Origin of the sequence: Nocardia sp. NPDC058519, from assembly GCF_042719755.1 — a bacterium.
In the GTDB taxonomy this organism is placed as follows: domain Bacteria; phylum Actinomycetota; class Actinomycetes; order Mycobacteriales; family Mycobacteriaceae; genus Nocardia.
In genome coordinates, this window is sequence record NZ_JBHXNK010000002.1 from 395,278 (window position 1) to 409,758 (window position 14,481).

The 14,481-nt window shown below is 66.2% G+C and carries 29 protein-coding genes and 1 tRNA gene; all 30 read right to left on the bottom strand.

What is annotated here, in order from left to right:
- Positions 1-36: 36 nt before the first annotated feature.
- Positions 37-621 carry a hypothetical protein gene (locus ACFWPK_RS04310; RefSeq protein WP_378913107.1) on the bottom strand — a complete coding sequence of 195 codons (585 nt, stop codon included), beginning with the start codon at positions 619-621 and terminating at the stop codon, positions 37-39.
- A gap of 61 nt (positions 622-682) precedes the next feature.
- A complete protein-coding gene (locus tag ACFWPK_RS04315) occupies positions 683-1,081 on the bottom strand; it encodes a hypothetical protein (RefSeq protein ID WP_378913108.1) in 399 nt (132 codons plus the stop codon).
- Complete coding sequence (locus ACFWPK_RS04320) at positions 1,081-1,353, bottom strand: hypothetical protein (RefSeq protein ID WP_378913109.1); 273 nt, start codon at positions 1,351-1,353, stop codon at positions 1,081-1,083. The genes ACFWPK_RS04315 and ACFWPK_RS04320 overlap by 1 nt, the downstream gene beginning before the upstream one ends.
- Complete coding sequence (locus tag ACFWPK_RS04325) at positions 1,346-1,720, bottom strand: hypothetical protein (protein WP_378913110.1); 375 nt, start codon at positions 1,718-1,720, stop codon at positions 1,346-1,348. The genes ACFWPK_RS04320 and ACFWPK_RS04325 overlap by 8 nt, the downstream gene beginning before the upstream one ends.
- On the bottom strand, positions 1,717-2,256 hold the full coding sequence (locus tag ACFWPK_RS04330; RefSeq protein WP_378913111.1) for a hypothetical protein: 540 nt from the start codon (positions 2,254-2,256) through the stop codon (positions 1,717-1,719). Before ACFWPK_RS04330 ends, ACFWPK_RS04325 begins: the two co-directional genes overlap by 4 nt.
- Positions 2,257-2,265: 9 nt before the next feature.
- Positions 2,266-2,946 carry a hypothetical protein gene (locus ACFWPK_RS04335; protein ID WP_378913112.1) on the bottom strand — a complete coding sequence of 227 codons (681 nt, stop codon included), beginning with the start codon at positions 2,944-2,946 and terminating at the stop codon, positions 2,266-2,268.
- Positions 2,947-2,949: 3 nt separating this feature from the next.
- Positions 2,950-3,111, bottom strand: a complete 162-nt coding sequence (locus tag ACFWPK_RS04340) for a hypothetical protein (protein WP_378913113.1) — start codon at positions 3,109-3,111, stop codon at positions 2,950-2,952.
- Between the two features lie 3 nt (positions 3,112-3,114).
- Positions 3,115-3,411 (bottom strand): hypothetical protein, encoded by a 297-nt coding sequence (locus ACFWPK_RS04345; RefSeq protein ID WP_378913114.1) that lies wholly within the window; start codon positions 3,409-3,411, stop codon positions 3,115-3,117.
- A gap of 61 nt (positions 3,412-3,472) precedes the next feature.
- Positions 3,473-4,867: a phage major capsid protein gene (locus ACFWPK_RS04350; RefSeq protein ID WP_378913115.1), complete on the bottom strand. Its 1,395-nt coding sequence runs from the start codon at positions 4,865-4,867 to the stop codon at positions 3,473-3,475.
- Between the two features lie 130 nt (positions 4,868-4,997).
- Positions 4,998-5,726, bottom strand: a complete 729-nt coding sequence (locus tag ACFWPK_RS04355; protein WP_378913116.1) for an HK97 family phage prohead protease — start codon at positions 5,724-5,726, stop codon at positions 4,998-5,000.
- Positions 5,713-6,954, bottom strand: a complete 1,242-nt coding sequence (locus ACFWPK_RS04360) for a phage portal protein (RefSeq protein WP_378913117.1) — start codon at positions 6,952-6,954, stop codon at positions 5,713-5,715. The genes ACFWPK_RS04355 and ACFWPK_RS04360 overlap by 14 nt, the downstream gene beginning before the upstream one ends.
- Positions 6,951-7,118, bottom strand: a complete 168-nt coding sequence (locus tag ACFWPK_RS04365) for a hypothetical protein (protein ID WP_378913118.1) — start codon at positions 7,116-7,118, stop codon at positions 6,951-6,953. Before ACFWPK_RS04365 ends, ACFWPK_RS04360 begins: the two co-directional genes overlap by 4 nt.
- Positions 7,115-8,737 (bottom strand): terminase large subunit domain-containing protein, encoded by a 1,623-nt coding sequence (locus ACFWPK_RS04370; RefSeq protein ID WP_378913119.1) that lies wholly within the window; start codon positions 8,735-8,737, stop codon positions 7,115-7,117. The genes ACFWPK_RS04365 and ACFWPK_RS04370 overlap by 4 nt, the downstream gene beginning before the upstream one ends.
- Complete coding sequence (locus tag ACFWPK_RS04375; protein WP_378913120.1) at positions 8,685-9,083, bottom strand: hypothetical protein; 399 nt, start codon at positions 9,081-9,083, stop codon at positions 8,685-8,687. The genes ACFWPK_RS04370 and ACFWPK_RS04375 overlap by 53 nt, the downstream gene beginning before the upstream one ends.
- Before the next feature lie 14 nt (positions 9,084-9,097).
- Positions 9,098-9,379: an HNH endonuclease gene (locus ACFWPK_RS04380; protein WP_378913121.1), complete on the bottom strand. Its 282-nt coding sequence runs from the start codon at positions 9,377-9,379 to the stop codon at positions 9,098-9,100.
- 3 nt (positions 9,380-9,382) lie between these two features.
- Positions 9,383-9,517, bottom strand: coding sequence for a hypothetical protein (locus ACFWPK_RS04385; protein ID WP_378913123.1), 135 nt, complete (start codon positions 9,515-9,517; stop codon positions 9,383-9,385).
- Positions 9,498-9,641, bottom strand: a complete 144-nt coding sequence (locus ACFWPK_RS04390) for a hypothetical protein (RefSeq protein WP_378913124.1) — start codon at positions 9,639-9,641, stop codon at positions 9,498-9,500. The genes ACFWPK_RS04385 and ACFWPK_RS04390 overlap by 20 nt, the downstream gene beginning before the upstream one ends.
- Complete coding sequence (locus ACFWPK_RS04395; protein ID WP_378913125.1) at positions 9,628-9,837, bottom strand: hypothetical protein; 210 nt, start codon at positions 9,835-9,837, stop codon at positions 9,628-9,630. The genes ACFWPK_RS04390 and ACFWPK_RS04395 overlap by 14 nt, the downstream gene beginning before the upstream one ends.
- A 179-nt stretch (positions 9,838-10,016) precedes the next feature.
- Positions 10,017-10,169: a hypothetical protein gene (locus tag ACFWPK_RS04400; protein ID WP_378913126.1), complete on the bottom strand. Its 153-nt coding sequence runs from the start codon at positions 10,167-10,169 to the stop codon at positions 10,017-10,019.
- A gap of 391 nt (positions 10,170-10,560) precedes the next feature.
- Positions 10,561-10,637: transfer RNA gene (locus tag ACFWPK_RS04405), tRNA-Met, on the bottom strand.
- Between the two features lie 207 nt (positions 10,638-10,844).
- Positions 10,845-11,192: a type II toxin-antitoxin system HicB family antitoxin gene (locus ACFWPK_RS04410; RefSeq protein WP_378913127.1), complete on the bottom strand. Its 348-nt coding sequence runs from the start codon at positions 11,190-11,192 to the stop codon at positions 10,845-10,847.
- A 1-nt stretch (position 11,193) separates the two neighbouring features.
- Positions 11,194-11,460: a toxin HicA gene (locus ACFWPK_RS04415; RefSeq protein WP_378913128.1), complete on the bottom strand. Its 267-nt coding sequence runs from the start codon at positions 11,458-11,460 to the stop codon at positions 11,194-11,196.
- A gap of 131 nt (positions 11,461-11,591) precedes the next feature.
- Complete coding sequence (locus ACFWPK_RS04420; RefSeq protein WP_378913129.1) at positions 11,592-11,936, bottom strand: DUF6221 family protein; 345 nt, start codon at positions 11,934-11,936, stop codon at positions 11,592-11,594.
- On the bottom strand, positions 11,933-12,205 hold the full coding sequence (locus tag ACFWPK_RS04425; RefSeq protein WP_378913130.1) for a hypothetical protein: 273 nt from the start codon (positions 12,203-12,205) through the stop codon (positions 11,933-11,935). The genes ACFWPK_RS04420 and ACFWPK_RS04425 overlap by 4 nt, the downstream gene beginning before the upstream one ends.
- Positions 12,206-12,242: 37 nt before the next feature.
- Positions 12,243-12,404: a hypothetical protein gene (locus ACFWPK_RS04430; protein WP_378913131.1), complete on the bottom strand. Its 162-nt coding sequence runs from the start codon at positions 12,402-12,404 to the stop codon at positions 12,243-12,245.
- The gene (locus tag ACFWPK_RS04435; protein WP_378913132.1) at positions 12,401-12,658 is read right to left on the bottom strand and encodes a hypothetical protein; all 258 of its coding nucleotides are present in this window, start codon (positions 12,656-12,658) and stop codon (positions 12,401-12,403) included. The genes ACFWPK_RS04430 and ACFWPK_RS04435 overlap by 4 nt, the downstream gene beginning before the upstream one ends.
- Complete coding sequence (locus tag ACFWPK_RS04440; protein WP_378913133.1) at positions 12,655-13,317, bottom strand: hypothetical protein; 663 nt, start codon at positions 13,315-13,317, stop codon at positions 12,655-12,657. Before ACFWPK_RS04440 ends, ACFWPK_RS04435 begins: the two co-directional genes overlap by 4 nt.
- A complete protein-coding gene (locus tag ACFWPK_RS04445; protein ID WP_378913134.1) occupies positions 13,314-13,526 on the bottom strand; it encodes a hypothetical protein in 213 nt (70 codons plus the stop codon). Before ACFWPK_RS04445 ends, ACFWPK_RS04440 begins: the two co-directional genes overlap by 4 nt.
- 11 nt (positions 13,527-13,537) lie before the next feature.
- Positions 13,538-13,732, bottom strand: a complete 195-nt coding sequence (locus tag ACFWPK_RS04450) for a hypothetical protein (protein ID WP_378913136.1) — start codon at positions 13,730-13,732, stop codon at positions 13,538-13,540.
- Positions 13,729-14,481, bottom strand: a 753-nt coding sequence (locus ACFWPK_RS04455; protein WP_378913137.1) for a hypothetical protein, incomplete at its 5' end; no start/stop codon positions are given. The genes ACFWPK_RS04450 and ACFWPK_RS04455, both read right to left, overlap by 4 nt.

Genomic DNA, 14,481 nt, shown 5'->3' on the forward strand with positions numbered 1-14,481 from the left:
TGCGCGTGGGGGACCGGCCGCCGCCGGGGATCAGGACTACGGCGCGAAGACGCCGTCGTCGTAGTAGCGGAAGCTCTTGGCGCCAGCGGAGTCCGGGAAGGCCTCGACGACGATCTGGAAGCCGATCAGCTCACCCGCGTTGTAGGCGTTCTCGGAAACCTCGGAGATCTTGCCGTTCGGGATGACGATGCGGAGCTTCTTGCTCTCGTGCTTCATGTCGAAGATCCACGAGCGCATCGGCAGCACCGAGCCGGTCTCGGTGACCTTGATCAGGGTGCCGCTGGATGCCGTCGGCGCGGTCACGACCACGTTGGCGACACCGAACACCTCCTTGAGCACGTCGGCATCCCACGCGCCGTAGAGGGTCAGGCCGAAGCGCACAGAGTGCTCAGTCTGCAGCTGGGCGATGATGGAGGCGTTCCAGTCCTTCACCGGGGTCACGGTGCGTTCGCCCTGGGACTCCAGGCCGTCCTCGGACACGTAGCCGAGGGCTTTGAACAAGGCGTCCGGAACGGCCGCCGCGGTTGCGGGCAGGGTTGTGCCGAGAGGGGCAGCGAGGACGCCGCCGGTGGACAGCAGCGGGGTGCCCGCGCCGATGTACTGGGTAGACGGCAGAGCCATCACGGTCTCCTTCAAGGGGTTTGCGCAGGCCCTTGGGAGATGGCGTTATGAAGTTGGACGATCAGAGCGGGGTGCCGCGTACGCGAACCTCGGCGGTGACCAGGTAGCGGGGCAAGTCGGCCTCCAGGTCGGGCAGGAATGCCATGCCGAGATCGCGCACCCGGTCACACCAGGCGGTCGACAGCACGCCACCGGCCGCTGTAGCGAGAACTGCTCGCACCATGCGTGCCAGTGCGGCCGCATCGGGTGCTGTGGCGGCGTAGCACTCCAGCACGATGCGCGGTTCGTCGGTGATGACGTTCACCTGGATGCCGCCGACGCGCGCAACGCGCACGCCTTCGACTGGTCTCGGGTTCGGCACCTTTGTCGCGACAACGGCTTCCGAGCCGAGGCCTGCGAGTTTGGATGCCAGCCAGGCCACTAGTTCGGCCTCGATGTCAGGAAACGCGAACGCTTCCATCAGCGGGCCGAGTCGATCGAACGCTGCAGCGTGTGATTCGCGGCGTTGTCGCGGATCCCTTTGCCGTTGTAGGTGTAGACCGTTGCACGCCACCGGCCTTGGGGTCGCTTCGCGCCCTGGGTCGTGCCTCGCTTGTACCCAGCGTCTTCGCCACCTGCAGCCGCCAGCACCTGGTCGGCGCGCTTCTCTACCTCGGCGACGACACCCGCGCCTCGCCGGATCTCGTACATCGCAGAGAAATTGATGTCCAGGCGTGTGACCCTGCTACCCATCGACCCTCCTCAAGGTGAGCACGTATCCCCAGCCACGACCGAGCGGCCCATTGAACGGCGATGCGGTGAAATCGCGGGGGTCGCCGACGACTTCATAAAGGCCGGCCACCGCGGGGTCGGCGATCCGGATCTTGTCGCGGGCTCGAGCGGGGAATCCCTTGGGCACCATCAGCTCGAGGTCGACCACGACCCGATCGTGCCCAGCCAGCGGGGGCTCGGCGGTCGAGGCACCGGACCAGCCAGCGACCTTCCGGTCGATGCCTGGTGCTGTCAGTAGCGGGGTGTAGGTGACGATCGGATTGCCGTGCGCGTCCTTCGCGCCCGCGACGAAGGTGTAGTGCTGCACGGTGAACGGTGTGGGGATCACGCAATGCCCTCCAGTCGGTAGCGGGTGAGCACTGCACGCTCCTCGAAGTTCAAAGACAGTCCGCCGACCGAACCATCAGGGTTCGTCGCCATCTGCACGTTGTAGACACCCGCGCCCTGGGCGCGGACCGTACCGGCTGGTGTCTCCATGCGGGTCGCGATACCGAGCGCCACCGACATCACCTCGGGGGGAACCTCGGCGTACCCGTGGGTCATGGTGACCATCACGCTGCGCGGCCGCCATCCCCAGCGGCCGCACAGCCTTGTCAGGTGGCCCAGCTCGGACCAGTCGTAGTCCTCGGCGGGCACGAGCTCGCCGAGTTCGGTCACAGTGGCCACGGCGGTCAGGTGGGTGGTCGGCAGCATCAGGATCGGGTGATGCGTCGGGTCCACCGTGACCGTTGCGGTGATCGAAGGCGCGATGTGCCAACCGCAGTGTTTGCGGATCAGCGAGGTCGCGACTTCGAGTGCCTGGTCCACATCGCCGTCTTTGTACTTCGTCAGGTCCGTGCTGGTGGCGAGCAGTGGCATCGTCACGGTGCCTCCTCACAAGATGAAGGTCATCGAGCATTTGCAACCGGCGGTTTCGTCGGCGCCGCCCTTTTTGTCGCCGGGCCAGCGCAGACCATTCGGGAACTTGTCTTCCATCGGCACCAGCAGGCCCCGCATCCTCGTGTGAGAGGACCGAGGGTTGGTGCTGTTGACGTTCCAGCGTTTCGAGATCGCCCCGTTGGACTCCGCGGCATGGTGCCCGCCGAAGTTGCCCGCCGAGGTGACGACGCCACCGGAGAACCGGTCCAGGCGCGAGGACAGCGCCAGGTCGAACACGGCGCCGACGACGAGGGCGGCAACGACTTCGCCGTCCTGCTCTTCGGCTTCGGCGAGCTCAGCTTCGAGATCCTCGGCCGTTTTCTGGTTCCACGCCTCGGCCGAGGCGGTCGCGTCGGCCAGTAGCCACGGGTCCATCTCGTCGGGGTCGAAGTTGGACCGCTTGTCACCGAGATCTTTCGCGACCCGCCACCCGATCTCGCGTGCCGTGGTCTGGTTCTCGGGGAACAGCGCGTCGCGGAGCTTGCCGTTCCATGCGCTGGCGACCAGCGTGCTGGCGCCGGTATTCACGCGGTGCAGGACTTCGGCACGCTGCAGCTCCAGCACCGCGCCGACCGCGGCCGCGGTATCGCGACGGCGGCCGGCGCGGAGTGCTTCGTGCGTGGAATCCGCGCGCACAGGTCAGTCCTGCGCGATGATGCCCGCCGACCGCAGCGCGGCGAGCATCGCATTGATCGCGGTGCGCGACTGCGCGTCGATCGTGCTGCCGCCGGTGGGATCAGCAATCGCCGGTCCGTGCGTCGGCGCCGAGGTGTCCTCGTCGTAGTACCTGGGTTCAGGCATGGTCTACTCCTTCGCGCCGGTGTCGGCGGTGTTCTCGTGCGCCGGGGTAGCGGCCGCGGTTTCTTTAGCGCCCGCGGCGGCCACGGCTTTCGCCTTCTCGGCGGCTACCTTCTTCTCGGCGGCCGTCTGCGGCTTCTCCACAGGAGCCTTCGCCGGTCGCGGATCGCGCTTGAACTGCTTGGCGAGCACGTCGGCGACCTCGTCGGCCTCGTCGGCGCGGTTCGCACGGACCAGGCCCTGGTAGGCGTCGAGGTAGGCGCGTTCGTAGTCGGCGGCGATGTCCCTGATGTCGTTGCTCATCTGCTGTCCTTTCGGCCAGACACCGTGGGGCAGCACGCGGCTGCCCCACGGTGAAGTGTCATCAGAAGGTCGGGGCGACCAGGCCGACGCCGCCGATTTCCACGACCGACTTCGGGTAGCGGCCCGCGGTGAACGCCATGTAGCCGAACACCTGCAGGCGGGTGGTCAGCGTGCCGGATCCGACCTCCGGCAGGACGCGAGTGCGGATACCCGACTCGTAGAGCAGGATGTCCGAGGCCCGCATGATGAGGACGATGTCCTCGTTGGTGCCCGCGCCGAGAGTGGTGGGGATCGACGGATCGGTCACGACGGGGAGGCCATGCATCGAGCCGACGACCTGCTCGGAGCCGACAACGCCGAGAGTCGCCATCGCGTTCTGCGGGTTGCCCGCGGCGGGCAGCACCAGAGGGCGGCCGTTGGTGTCGACCGCCGCCAGCATGAACGCCCACCGGCGCGGGTGCATAACGATTACCTCGGGTGCTCGGAATCGCAGCGTGTGGACGCGCTGAATGCCATCGGCGACCTTCTTGTACAGGTCGACCGCACCGGTGCCGGTCTGTGCGATGGTCTCGATGCCGACAGTGCTGCGGATACCGAGGACCTGACCGGCCGTGCCGCTGCCGCCGATGCACTGGCCATTGAGCTTGTTGGCGTAGTCGCCGATGAGGTCGCGGAAGATGACCTCATCGAAGTTGACCGGGGACTGGTCGAGCAGCTGTACTGCGACGTCCTGCTGACCGGCGATGGTGCGCACCGGCGCGTTGACCGAGGTGTCGGTCAGGTCGGTCTCGGCCACAGCGCCGTTGTCGGCGGTCTGGACGCCGGTGGAAGTTCCGGTCGCCACCTTCGGGATGTTGATCGAATCGGTGCCGCCGGGAAGGGGCTGGTTGTTGACCAGGTTCGCGGTGGCGCGGCCCGCACGGGCGAGCTCCACGAATTGGGTCATCAGCCAAGCCGGAGGCACGAAGTGGCCGCCGGTGCCGTCTGTCCGGTTGAGATCGCGGTACTCGGGGTTGTTTGCGACGTCCTGGCTGTGGCGGCGCAGGCGCCCTTCCGCCTCGCCGTCGGCGTCGATGCGCAGCGAGTGCCGGATCATGTCCTGCAGGTAGCTGCGCCCATTGCCCTTCTCGTACACCGCAGCCTCGTTGACCGAGGACACGCGGGCCTGGGCACGGCGGACAGCAGCGGCGCCAGCAGTGATCTGGCCATCGCGCTCGATCTCTTCCGACAGCTCGGTGATCCGCTCGTCGAGGCTCTTGAGCTCGGCGTCCTTGAGCTTGATGTCAGCGGTGAACTTGCGGAACTCCGCGTCCTCGACGTCGGAGAGGTCCTGGCGGGCCTCTTCCTCCGCGACGTCCAGGATTGCCTTGCGCTTGGACAGCAGGGTCTCGCGCTCCTCGGCGGCCGCCGAACGGCGGGCGATGAGGCGGCTGAGGCGTTCGTCCATGTCGGACATGGGTTTCTCCTTCTGAGAAATGAATGGGGGACGGCCAGTGCCAGGCCTCACAGGTGGCGGGCCCAGTGCCAGGGCGCGCCGAAGGCCCGGTCGTCCAGTGCCAGGACGCCGGGTAGCTATTGGGGGTGGATCAGTCGGGCAGCTCGGTGCCGTTGCCGAGAGCGCGAAGCGCGGCCAGGCGGCCGCCACTGTTGCTGGGCCGGTCATCGACCGAGCGGAGCAGCCCGCCGAGCAGCTGGTGGGCGCGCGCGAGTTCGTCGCGGCCGACGCTGCGGGCCTCGGCCATCGCTTCGTCGGCGGACAGTCCACGCAGGCCATCGAGGACGCTGCGCAGCTGGGCCGAGGTGGCGGGGTTGGCGCCGAAGTTGACCACCGACACGTCGCCCTTGTGCAGGCTGACTTCGGTGATCGTGCGCTCGGTCTCGTCCTCGTTCCAGGACTGGGCCTTCACGCGGAACGCGAACGACATTTCGTCCATGTCGCCGCGGGCCATCTTCGCCTCGAGACGCTGCACGTCCGGATCGGTGCGGTCCAGGTCGGCGCCGACCAGCAGGCCCTTCTTGTCGGTCGACAACTGGAGCGTGCCGGACTTGGTACGCGCCAACGGCATGCCCTCATGATTGATCAGGAGGTGCAGGTCGGGCTTCTCCGACAGGGTCACGTCGAAGGCCTTACGGGCGATTGTCTCCGACCAGCCCATCGGCGCACCGCCGTAGACGTCGTACGGGGCGTCGAACACTGACGCGTACCCGGACAGACGTAGCGAGTCGCCAGTCTTCCGGATCTCGAAGTCGCCGGCGGGCAGCGACCGGTGTTCGGGGACGTCGATCAGCTTGGCCCTACGGCTAGACATCGTCATCGCTGGGCTCCTCCTTCGGCTGGTCCGGCTGGTCCGGATCGTGGGTCGGGTCCTGGGGGCCGGGGTCCTCGCTACCGAGCGGGGCCATGTTGAGCGGCTGGATGTAGGTGTCGCCCTCGGGGCCGATAGGCGGCATGTCTTCCAGGGCGCGGATCTCGTTGACCGACAGCCAGCCACCGAGACGGCCGGTGTTGTAGGCCTCGTAGCGGGCCGGAGTGTCACCGCGCAGCAACGCGGACACGTTGAACTTCACGAACTGGCCGCGGGGCAGCAGCGCGGACAGCGCGGACTCGATGCACGTCAGCCACGGCCGCAGCGTGTAGGTGACGAACCCGATGGACTGCTGTTCAATGCCGGAGCCCCACGAGGTGGACTTTTCGGTGTCGCCGATCATGTGCGGTGGGACACCGAACAACATTGCGATTTCGCCGCGCTGGAATGCGCGCGTTTCCAGGAACTGGGATTCCTCGGGCGTGACCTCAATGGCTTTCCATTTCACCCCGCCGGAAAGAACGGCGGGGTGCCGCTTTCCACCGTGCGACGAGATCCACGACTTCTGCAGGCGGCGTGCCTGCTCGGCGTCGAGGTTCTGGTCCGTCTCCAGTACCGAGCTCGGTGTGGCGCTCTGGCCGAACCAGCGGGCGCCGAACTTCTCGGCAGCCAAACCCAGGCCGATGCCTACCTGCGCCTGCTGGATCGGCGACAGCCCGACGACCGAGCCAGGCAGGCTGAACCTGCGGATGTGCACGATGTCGTAGCGCGGCACGATCGTGCCGTCGATCGCGTAGGTGGCCAGGCCGGTCTTCTCGTCGAGGCCGACACGCACACAGTCCGGGTGAACCGGTTCCATCTCAATGGGATATTCAAAGGCATCCCTTTTATTAATAAGATGAAAACTATTCCCACGCAAAGCTAAAGAAGAAACACTTTGAAATATAAATTCAAAGTTCTCCAATTGTGCGGATGGCTTCTTGATCAAAGAAGGCGGCGGTGAAATCTCTTCCCGTACCGTTCCCTTCTTCCGGTAGGCATCGAACGGCAGCGACGCAACCGAGTCGGCGAGCAGTCGAACGCAGGCGTAGACCGCGGCCAGGCGCAGCGCGGTCTGGTCGTTGACGTGCTCGCCCGCCTCCGTCCAGTAGCCCTCGCTGTTCTTCGGGATGGCGTCAGACCGGGTGAACGCACGCACCTCGTCGGGCGCGTCGAACAGTCGAGACAGGATGCTCATCGCGCACCACCGCGCGAACTACGCTGCGGCGGATCCAATGCCACGCCTACAGCGACGAGGGCCAGGCCCGCGAAGATCACTCCCAGCCATCCGGCCAGCATCCCCAGGCCCGCGGCGACAACCGCCAGGCCGAGGATCTCGGCCACGGCCGAAACGTACTTCACCACCACTGCTCCTCGTCGTCGTTGACCATGTCGGTACTGGGGCTGGGCTCGTCGTCCCAGGCGTGCACCTGCGGCTCCGGTTCCTCTGGCATGGACTTCGGCTGTGCCAGCCACGCCGCGCCGGACCACGCGACCAGGCCGGAGATCTCGGTGAGCGACTTCTTTCGGTCCCACACCCACGCGCCGTCGGACAGGCGCCGCATGATCGCGGTAGCGGCCGCGAGGTCGAGCAGGGGCTGAGCGGTGCGGCGGATCATCTTGTCGCGCACCAGGTCGTAGATCAGGGCGGTCGAGGCGGACATCTCGCGCCCGCCTGCCTCGAAGAGCGGAAGGCCAGCGACTTGCATGGACTCCAGCAGCGACGACACCGGGGCGCCGCTGGCCTGCAGGCCGATCGCGACGATCCTATGCTCGGCGACGCGCGGCAGTAGCCAGTCGACGACCCAGTCCGTTCCGGAGCGGGACGCCACAACCTCGGCGTGCAACAGGCCGTCCTCACGGCGACCGGCGAACGCGATGGACGCGCGCTGCCGATTCCAAGCCACATCGACCCATGCATAGATCGGCGAGCCCTTCACGATGCGAGATCCGTTGTCCAGCGTGGCCTCGTAAGCGCCGGGCGGGAATGGCCCTTCCAGGCTGCCGTCTGTCCACTGGCACAGACACTCTGTCCGGAACACCCACTCGGGGTCTGTCTTCGCGGCGCTGGCCAGCGTGCGCTCGGTGATCGTGTGACCGAGTGACGGATTCGCCTGCGCCCAGGCATCGCGATCCCAGATCCCGGCGCCGGGCGGGGCCGACCACTCGAACAGGCCGAGACTGTCGTCCTCCTGGCCCTCGGCGTCCTCGATCTCGGCCGGGATGTCGGCCAGCTGGGACTCGGGGTCCTCGGCGGCAATGATGCCGTCCGGATCGCCGAGTGTCAGGTGCGCCATCCGGCGCAAGTGCCGCAGCACCACGCTGGTCGCGTCGCCCGCGTTCGACAGCGCGACGATCAACGCGAAGGCGCGGGCGATCGTGGTCTTCGTGATCGCGCCCCACGCGTCCCAGGTCTGATGCTCGCGGAGCTCATCGAGCAGCACCAGGTCCCCGGAGAGGCCACGACCGGCGCGCCGGTTGGCCGCCTTCACCTTGTACTTCTCGCCGGTGGCCAGCTCGACGAACTTCTTGCCGTTCGTCTGGCTGGTTTTCTCCTTGAGCTCGAGCAGCTCCGGCGTCTCGTCGATGACGTCGACCGCGGCCTGCCAGATCTCTTCTGCGACATCGAGATCCTGCGCCGTGCCGATCACCAGGTCCCGCGCCAGCACGTACATGAAGAACAGGCTGAGCACGATCGACAGCGTCGACTTCCCGTTCTGGCGGGCTACGAGGATGACCACGGTGCGGAATCGGAGCTGCCCGTCGGCCAGCAGCTCCAGCATGTGGATCAGTAGCCACTTCTGCCATGGGAACAGCGTCCAGCCGAGGGTCCCCTCGGCGAACTCGATGGCAGCGAAGCCCAGTGAGGTCTCCGGCGTCAGCGGGCGCAGCGGCGGGGTGAACAGCCGCGGCTCCTCGCGGCCGAGCCTAGGCCTTGCCGCCGTGGACCGCGCGGAGCTGGCCGAGCTTGCTCGGGGCACTGGGCGGCTCCTTCGGCGCTATCTGCCGGCGCCCGGCAGGGGTCAGGCCGAGCGACTCGCAGTAACGCAGGTAGGTCGGCATGCTGACGTTGTCGAACTTGCCGCTCTCCGTGACGAATCCGGTCTTGAGCAGCTTGTCCAGCGTCTTGGCCAGCTGGCGCAACACCGCGACCGCTCCCATGTCCATCGGCGTCAGGTGGCTGGCTGCCGCGATGGCGTCGTTCGTCTCGGCCGAGATGCTGCGGGCCCGTGTCGCTCGCGCGCGACCCCCGGTCGCTTCTCGGGGAGGGAGATCACCTGCCAAGGCCGGAGGTGGCGTGGTCGAGGCCGCAGACTTTCGACCCACCCCTCCCCTTGCGGTCACCATTCCTGGCTCCTGACGCCAAGCCCAGGGGCTTCCGTCTCGTCTTTGTTCCCGCGCGCCTTGTTGCAACTTGCGTGCGCTGGTGCGCAATTGGAGGGGTCTAACGCGAGGTGCGGGTGGGTGCTTCGCGGCTTGAGGTGTTCGACGGTGAACGCTTCGGCATGCGATGCGGGGAGGTCGTAGTCGATCTTCTGACGGCAGATCGCGCAGGGTTGGACGCGTCGAGCTTTGAGGCTGTCAGCGATGCGGTGTGCGGCGGGGCTGGCCTTGCTGGGCATCTGCTAGCCGATGTGGATGGGCAAGTAGACCGGAGGCTTGGCCGCGACGGGCTCGGGCTCGGGCTCGATCGTGGGCTCGGCGGTGTCGGGCTCGTCCGTCTCGGGTTCGGGCGTGCGCTCAGTGGGTCGTCTCACCATGACCGTTCTCCGTTCGGGTGTTGGTGTTGTGGCTGGCCCGGATGAGGGTGCAGTCGATGAGGGGCGCGATGACGCGGTGCACGATGGCGACCAGTAGCCGGTCGAGCGAGTCAGGCAGGTTCATCGGATAGCTTGCGCAGGGCTTCGGCTATTGCCTTGCCTGCGTCGCCGATCGGGCTGGGGTCGTATGCGCGTACCGGGCCTAGGCCTGTGTGGACGATCTGGACCGGCAGGTCGACGGTGGCAAGGTGATGGACCTGATCTCCACCATGGGCGCGCATGAGGATGTCGACCTTGATGGTGTCGGGTGTGTGCGCCATGCGCCGCCCTCCAGGTGTTCGGACATCGGGGCCTTCCGCAGTGCCCCGATGCCACAGACCCACTGCGGTGGGCGTTTTGGTGGGCTAGAGCAGCCAGCGGCCCATCGGCACGGTCATCGGCAGCTCCAGGGTTCGGAGCTGGAGGTGCCCGCACCCGAAGAACAGTGCGAGGAGTTCGTTCACGGGAACGCCACCCAATGCGTGTAGGCGAGCTGGATGTCGTCGGCCAGCGGCTCAAGGAGCTTGTCGATGGCGGCTCGATCGAGGCCGATTCCCAGCATCAGGCACAGCTGCTCCATGGCGTTGACCACGACGTCGACGATGGTGCTCACAGCAGGACGCTGATGATTGCGCCGACGACGTCGACAGCGGCCAGGGCGAGGCGCTCGAGGTCGATCTCGCTGGCGGCGGCGGAGAGGGTGTCGAGGATGACGGTGAGCATGGCGATCTCCTTGGGTGTACCGATTGGTTCATATGCGACCAGCAACGATGCGAGCCGCTTCCTGGGTTTGTGAGCCGCACCAGACCCGCAGCGCACTGGCGGCGTCGTTGATCGCGTCGGGTTGGTGCGACGTTGTGCAGCGCGCAGCGTGTGACCGATACGGACACACATGAACCCCCCGTGCGTTACCGAGTCCGGGGTTGCGGCACCGAGCGTGTGAGCGCGGGAAGTGGTGCGTTGGGCTGCTTGCCAGCCATGACCTGGGCCGGTTTGACGCGCTGTGGTTGCTGAGACCGGATTCGAACCGGCGACCTCTGGGATATGAGCCCAGCGAGCTACCGAGCTGCTCTACTCAGCTACAACTCGACCCCGGCAGCCGCAGACTGTCGGGGTCGAGGATCTGGCGCAGGGGCGTGCGCCGATGCGGGGGTTCAAGGTGCGACGCTCGAACTGACCTGCAAACGCGAACGAGGAGCAGGCCGTTGGCCTACTCCTCGCGCACTTTAGAGACTACAGCAGACGTAAGCCTGCTACTGGCACGACGCGCTGATCTTGGATCGTTGCGTCAGCGCGACGACAGTCTCTGATTAAGCAGCTGATTTAGGGACACCTTCGCCTCCTTGGCTTCGCGTACCAAGCGCGCGTGGAGCTCCGAGGTTGTCCGAACGAGGAATTTTCCGCTGAAGCTCTGCTCGGCAAGCGGCGGAGGGATGTACTCGCAGTTCACAGCCAAGTCCTTGATCGTCTCGGCCACGAGGACGAGCATGCCCTCAAGGGCTTCCGCCTGGGTTGGGGCAAGCCATGAGAGCGAGGGGAACTCCGCGCAGAGCGCGACGAACTCCTCGTCTTCGGGAGACCACAGGACTCGGTAGGCGTAGTGGGCGGGTTCCGGCAGGTTGCTGAGATCGTACATTTTAGGCACCCTCCTCCGGCTCCATCTTCTGCAGCTTGTCGATAGCGGCAAGAACTTGTTTGAGCTGGTAGAGCTTGATTCCGCCATTGCTGGCTTGTTGGATATTGACTCGCGGATCGCCAGCCCACGGCATGCTGAACACCGCGTGACTGGTTCCATCGTGGCGAGGTAGGCCGAAGTGCTCAACGCACACCAGATGCAGCTCGCTGTAGCGAACGTTACTTGGCGACTCTCGCATCTTCGCGAGGAGCTTCTCGACTTTTGCCACATGTAAATGATATCGCCCGTGATACTACCTGGCACAGGGTGATTTGGGTCACAATGTGATTGCTATGGTTGACGGTCGATTTATGTAACCCCATCGGATACGCGACCTCCGCCACCAAGATGCGGCGGCGGTCACGCGCCCCACTCCGGCCGAAAGTCCGGATGGTCGGCCCAGATTCCTGCCAGAGCGCGATGGATCAGCGTGTCGACCCTGACCTCCGAGGTCGATCCATCACCCTGTTCGTAGTGGTATCCGTCATCGAATTCGCCCGCGGCGACAGCATGCTGGAGCGTCGCTCGCAACGCCGCCACCTGCCGCAGCACGCGGGCAGGGTCGTGGCGCTGGAAGTACTCCATGAGGTCTGTGCCAGCCTCCCGGCCGAGATCGTCCTCGACGAGGTACCACGTGGGCTCCTGCCGCTTCGCCAGTGCCTCATCCTCGTCGAGCCGAGCCTCGATGAACTCCTCGATGGTCACGCGTCGAGCCTCCTCATCAGATCGGTCAGGGTCATCTCCTCGTAGATCAAGTGCTGCTCCCCCGCCGTGTTCTTCCAGCTGATCGTCAGCATGATCCTTGGGTCATCACCGGCCGTCACATCGGAGCCGCCGAAGCTCTTGTCGAGCTCCTCCTCGATGCTGACGATCTCGGCGGGCGTGCCCCAATCGAGGTGCGGGCGCATCTCGTTGAGGTACTTCGGAATCCAGGCGAGCACGTCACGGTGGAAGCCTTCACGCCAGTCGCTCATGCTCCTGATCCTCTCCCACGTCGCGGGGCGATGTTGCTCATGTTCCCGAGTGGTCGACGCGGAACACCCGATTCCCATCCGCGTCCTGCTCGATCGTCAGTGTCGATCCATCGTCGTACTCGAAATCGGCCATGACGGCTCCTTCGGCGCGGATCTGCATATCGTGGCCCTCGGGTGTTGTGCAGGTGTAGTCGCTCATGATCCCGATCCTTCCTCGTCGTACAGCTCGGCGCGAAGCGCGTCGAGGACCTGCTCGCACACGATCGCCCGGAAGTGCACAAAGTGATCCTCTGGCGGGTACTCCTCGGCCTTCAGTTGCCAGCGCTCGGCGATCTCCAGGATGTCGCCGACGATCTCAGCGCGAGCACCTTCGAGGGTGTCGCCGTCGATCACGGCCTCGTCGGCCGCGTGGTCGGCGTCGATGCGCGCCTGGATGTCCTCGTAGACGCTCATGCCGTTGAACCTCTCCCACGTCGCGGGTGCACCGCGTGTGCCTCCAGAATGTCGCCGAGTGCGTAGAACCGCGTCCCAGTGTCTCGATCGCGGGTGCCTTTCAGGACTCCCGCCTTGTCGAGCAGTTCTACCCGCCGGCGGTTGAGCCCTTCCGCGCGCTCGCCGAGCAGGTGGGTGACCTTGTCGACCTGATAGGCGGTCATAACCTGCCGATTGGCGCCAGCGATCTCGTCATCGGTCAGCGTGCCGTCGCCGGGGCGGTCGAGGCGCCGCTGTAGGGCGGTGATGGCGCGGGTGATGTCGCGGTAGGCGTCGGAGGCACCCTCGGTCATTGCCAGCGCGATGACGTTCTTGTCGAGCCACTTCGCCGCTGCGGGGATGGAGTTCACCGGGTGGGGTTCGATGCCGCGCTGCTCGCAGACGACCCGCATCCAGCCTGTGAGGAGGTTGTGGAGGCCGTCGGCCATTGCCTGGGCGGCTACGTCGATGGGCGGCTTGGACTGCGGAGCAGGGCGGCAGGTGGAGGCGTCGAGGCCCTGTCGATCCCCGCGGACGATGGCGAGGGCTAGAGGTGCCATCAGGTCGGGGATCTCGCGCAGGGCTGCGACGAGCTCGTTGCAGTCGGCGCGGGACAGGAACATGTCGGTGTCGGCGCTCACTGCATCCCCTCGAAACTCCGGTCGTAGTCCTCGGCCATGTACCAGAGCGGGCAGCCAGGAACGGGCGGATGGACCCGGATGCCGTCGGTCATCGTGAACACGAATCCGTTGCGGCTGTGGTTCCAGTAGGCACCGAGAGCGCGCGGGCCCGTGCTCGGGTCGATTCGGTCTGCGAGGTCGCGGAGCTTCCTGGCGATCTTCGACTTCACGGTGGTCCTCCTCAGCGTGTGGTGATCAGGGCGACGATCCAGCCGAGCAGGCCGGGCATGGCGGGGACGTAGGGTTCGTCGGGCTCTGTGGGCGGCAGGAGCGGTGCGGGCGGTGGTGACGTAGGCCGTGGCGGGTTGTCGCGCAGGCGTGCAGCGCGTCGGCGCCCGGCTTCCTCCAGGTGGACGTACACCGGTTCGCGGGTCACTCGGTCACCTCGGTACGCAGCTCGACGACCATGGCCTGGTAACCGGGGTCGGTCAGCCAGTCGTGGTAGCGGGCTTCCGCTTCGACGAAAGAACCGTCGAGGTTGACCGTGTCCGCGAACCACCCGTTACCGCCGTTGACCATCACGGCGTGGCCGATGAGCTTGCCGGGCGCTTCCGGCGGCCCGTACGCCCACGCCACCACCCAACCGGGGAAGGGCTTGTCGGCCACGGCCTGGTGATTGGAGGGGGACAGTAGGCGTCCGTTGTGGGCGACTGGGGGCAGGTACCCCAACGGTTCCGGGGCTTCTACTGTTTCGGGCTGCTCGGCGGCGTACCCGATCGGCTCCCGCTGGGCGGCCTCGGCGCGTTTGTTCGCCATGCCCAAAGCGGTGTAGGCGTCCGCGTTTTCGTCCTCCAGCTCGGTGACACGGGCGCGCCGCTGGTTGAGTTCCTTGATCAGGTCGTCGCGGTGAAGCTGGCCCTTCTCGGCGCGCTCCTTCCACAGGTCCCGCTCGGTCTCCAGCTCGGTGGCACGGGCGCGGGCATCATCACGTTCGACCGCGAGCCGCCGCACCAGCTCGCCTGAATTTGCCTCGTCGATGTACCGCTTGTCTTCGGCAAGGGTGGTCTCGGCGTTGGCCTTCCACGCTTCTAGCTCGGCGACACGGTCACGCAACACCCGAACTCGTTGCTGTTCCTCGGCGAGCGTGAATTCCAGGCCGCGCTGGGTGTCCATCGCCTCGTCCTC

Excerpts from the sequence above, each read along its gene's own strand:
- ACFWPK_RS04310 (WP_378913107.1), bottom strand. The coding sequence starts at position 621 with ATGGCTCTGCCGTCTACCCAGTACATCGGCGCGGGCACCCCGCTGCTG.
- ACFWPK_RS04315 (WP_378913108.1), bottom strand. The coding sequence starts at position 1,081 with ATGGAAGCGTTCGCGTTTCCTGACATCGAGGCCGAACTAGTGGCCTGG.
- ACFWPK_RS04320 (WP_378913109.1), bottom strand. The coding sequence starts at position 1,353 with ATGGGTAGCAGGGTCACACGCCTGGACATCAATTTCTCTGCGATGTAC.
- ACFWPK_RS04340 (WP_378913113.1), bottom strand. The coding sequence starts at position 3,111 with ATGCCTGAACCCAGGTACTACGACGAGGACACCTCGGCGCCGACGCAC.
- ACFWPK_RS04345 (WP_378913114.1), bottom strand. The coding sequence starts at position 3,411 with ATGAGCAACGACATCAGGGACATCGCCGCCGACTACGAACGCGCCTAC.
- ACFWPK_RS04350 (WP_378913115.1), bottom strand. The coding sequence starts at position 4,867 with ATGTCCGACATGGACGAACGCCTCAGCCGCCTCATCGCCCGCCGTTCG.
- ACFWPK_RS04355 (WP_378913116.1), bottom strand. The coding sequence starts at position 5,726 with ATGACGATGTCTAGCCGTAGGGCCAAGCTGATCGACGTCCCCGAACAC.
- ACFWPK_RS04360 (WP_378913117.1), bottom strand. The coding sequence starts at position 6,954 with ATGAGCATCCTGTCTCGACTGTTCGACGCGCCCGACGAGGTGCGTGCG.
- ACFWPK_RS04380 (WP_378913121.1), bottom strand. The coding sequence starts at position 9,379 with ATGCCCAGCAAGGCCAGCCCCGCCGCACACCGCATCGCTGACAGCCTC.
- ACFWPK_RS04385 (WP_378913123.1), bottom strand. The coding sequence starts at position 9,517 with ATGGTGAGACGACCCACTGAGCGCACGCCCGAACCCGAGACGGACGAG.
- ACFWPK_RS04390 (WP_378913124.1), bottom strand. The coding sequence starts at position 9,641 with ATGAACCTGCCTGACTCGCTCGACCGGCTACTGGTCGCCATCGTGCAC.
- ACFWPK_RS04395 (WP_378913125.1), bottom strand. The coding sequence starts at position 9,837 with ATGGCGCACACACCCGACACCATCAAGGTCGACATCCTCATGCGCGCC.
- ACFWPK_RS04410 (WP_378913127.1), bottom strand. The coding sequence starts at position 11,192 with ATGTACGATCTCAGCAACCTGCCGGAACCCGCCCACTACGCCTACCGA.
- ACFWPK_RS04425 (WP_378913130.1), bottom strand. The coding sequence starts at position 12,205 with ATGAGCGACTGGCGTGAAGGCTTCCACCGTGACGTGCTCGCCTGGATT.
- ACFWPK_RS04430 (WP_378913131.1), bottom strand. The coding sequence starts at position 12,404 with ATGAGCGACTACACCTGCACAACACCCGAGGGCCACGATATGCAGATC.
- ACFWPK_RS04435 (WP_378913132.1), bottom strand. The coding sequence starts at position 12,658 with ATGAGCGTCTACGAGGACATCCAGGCGCGCATCGACGCCGACCACGCG.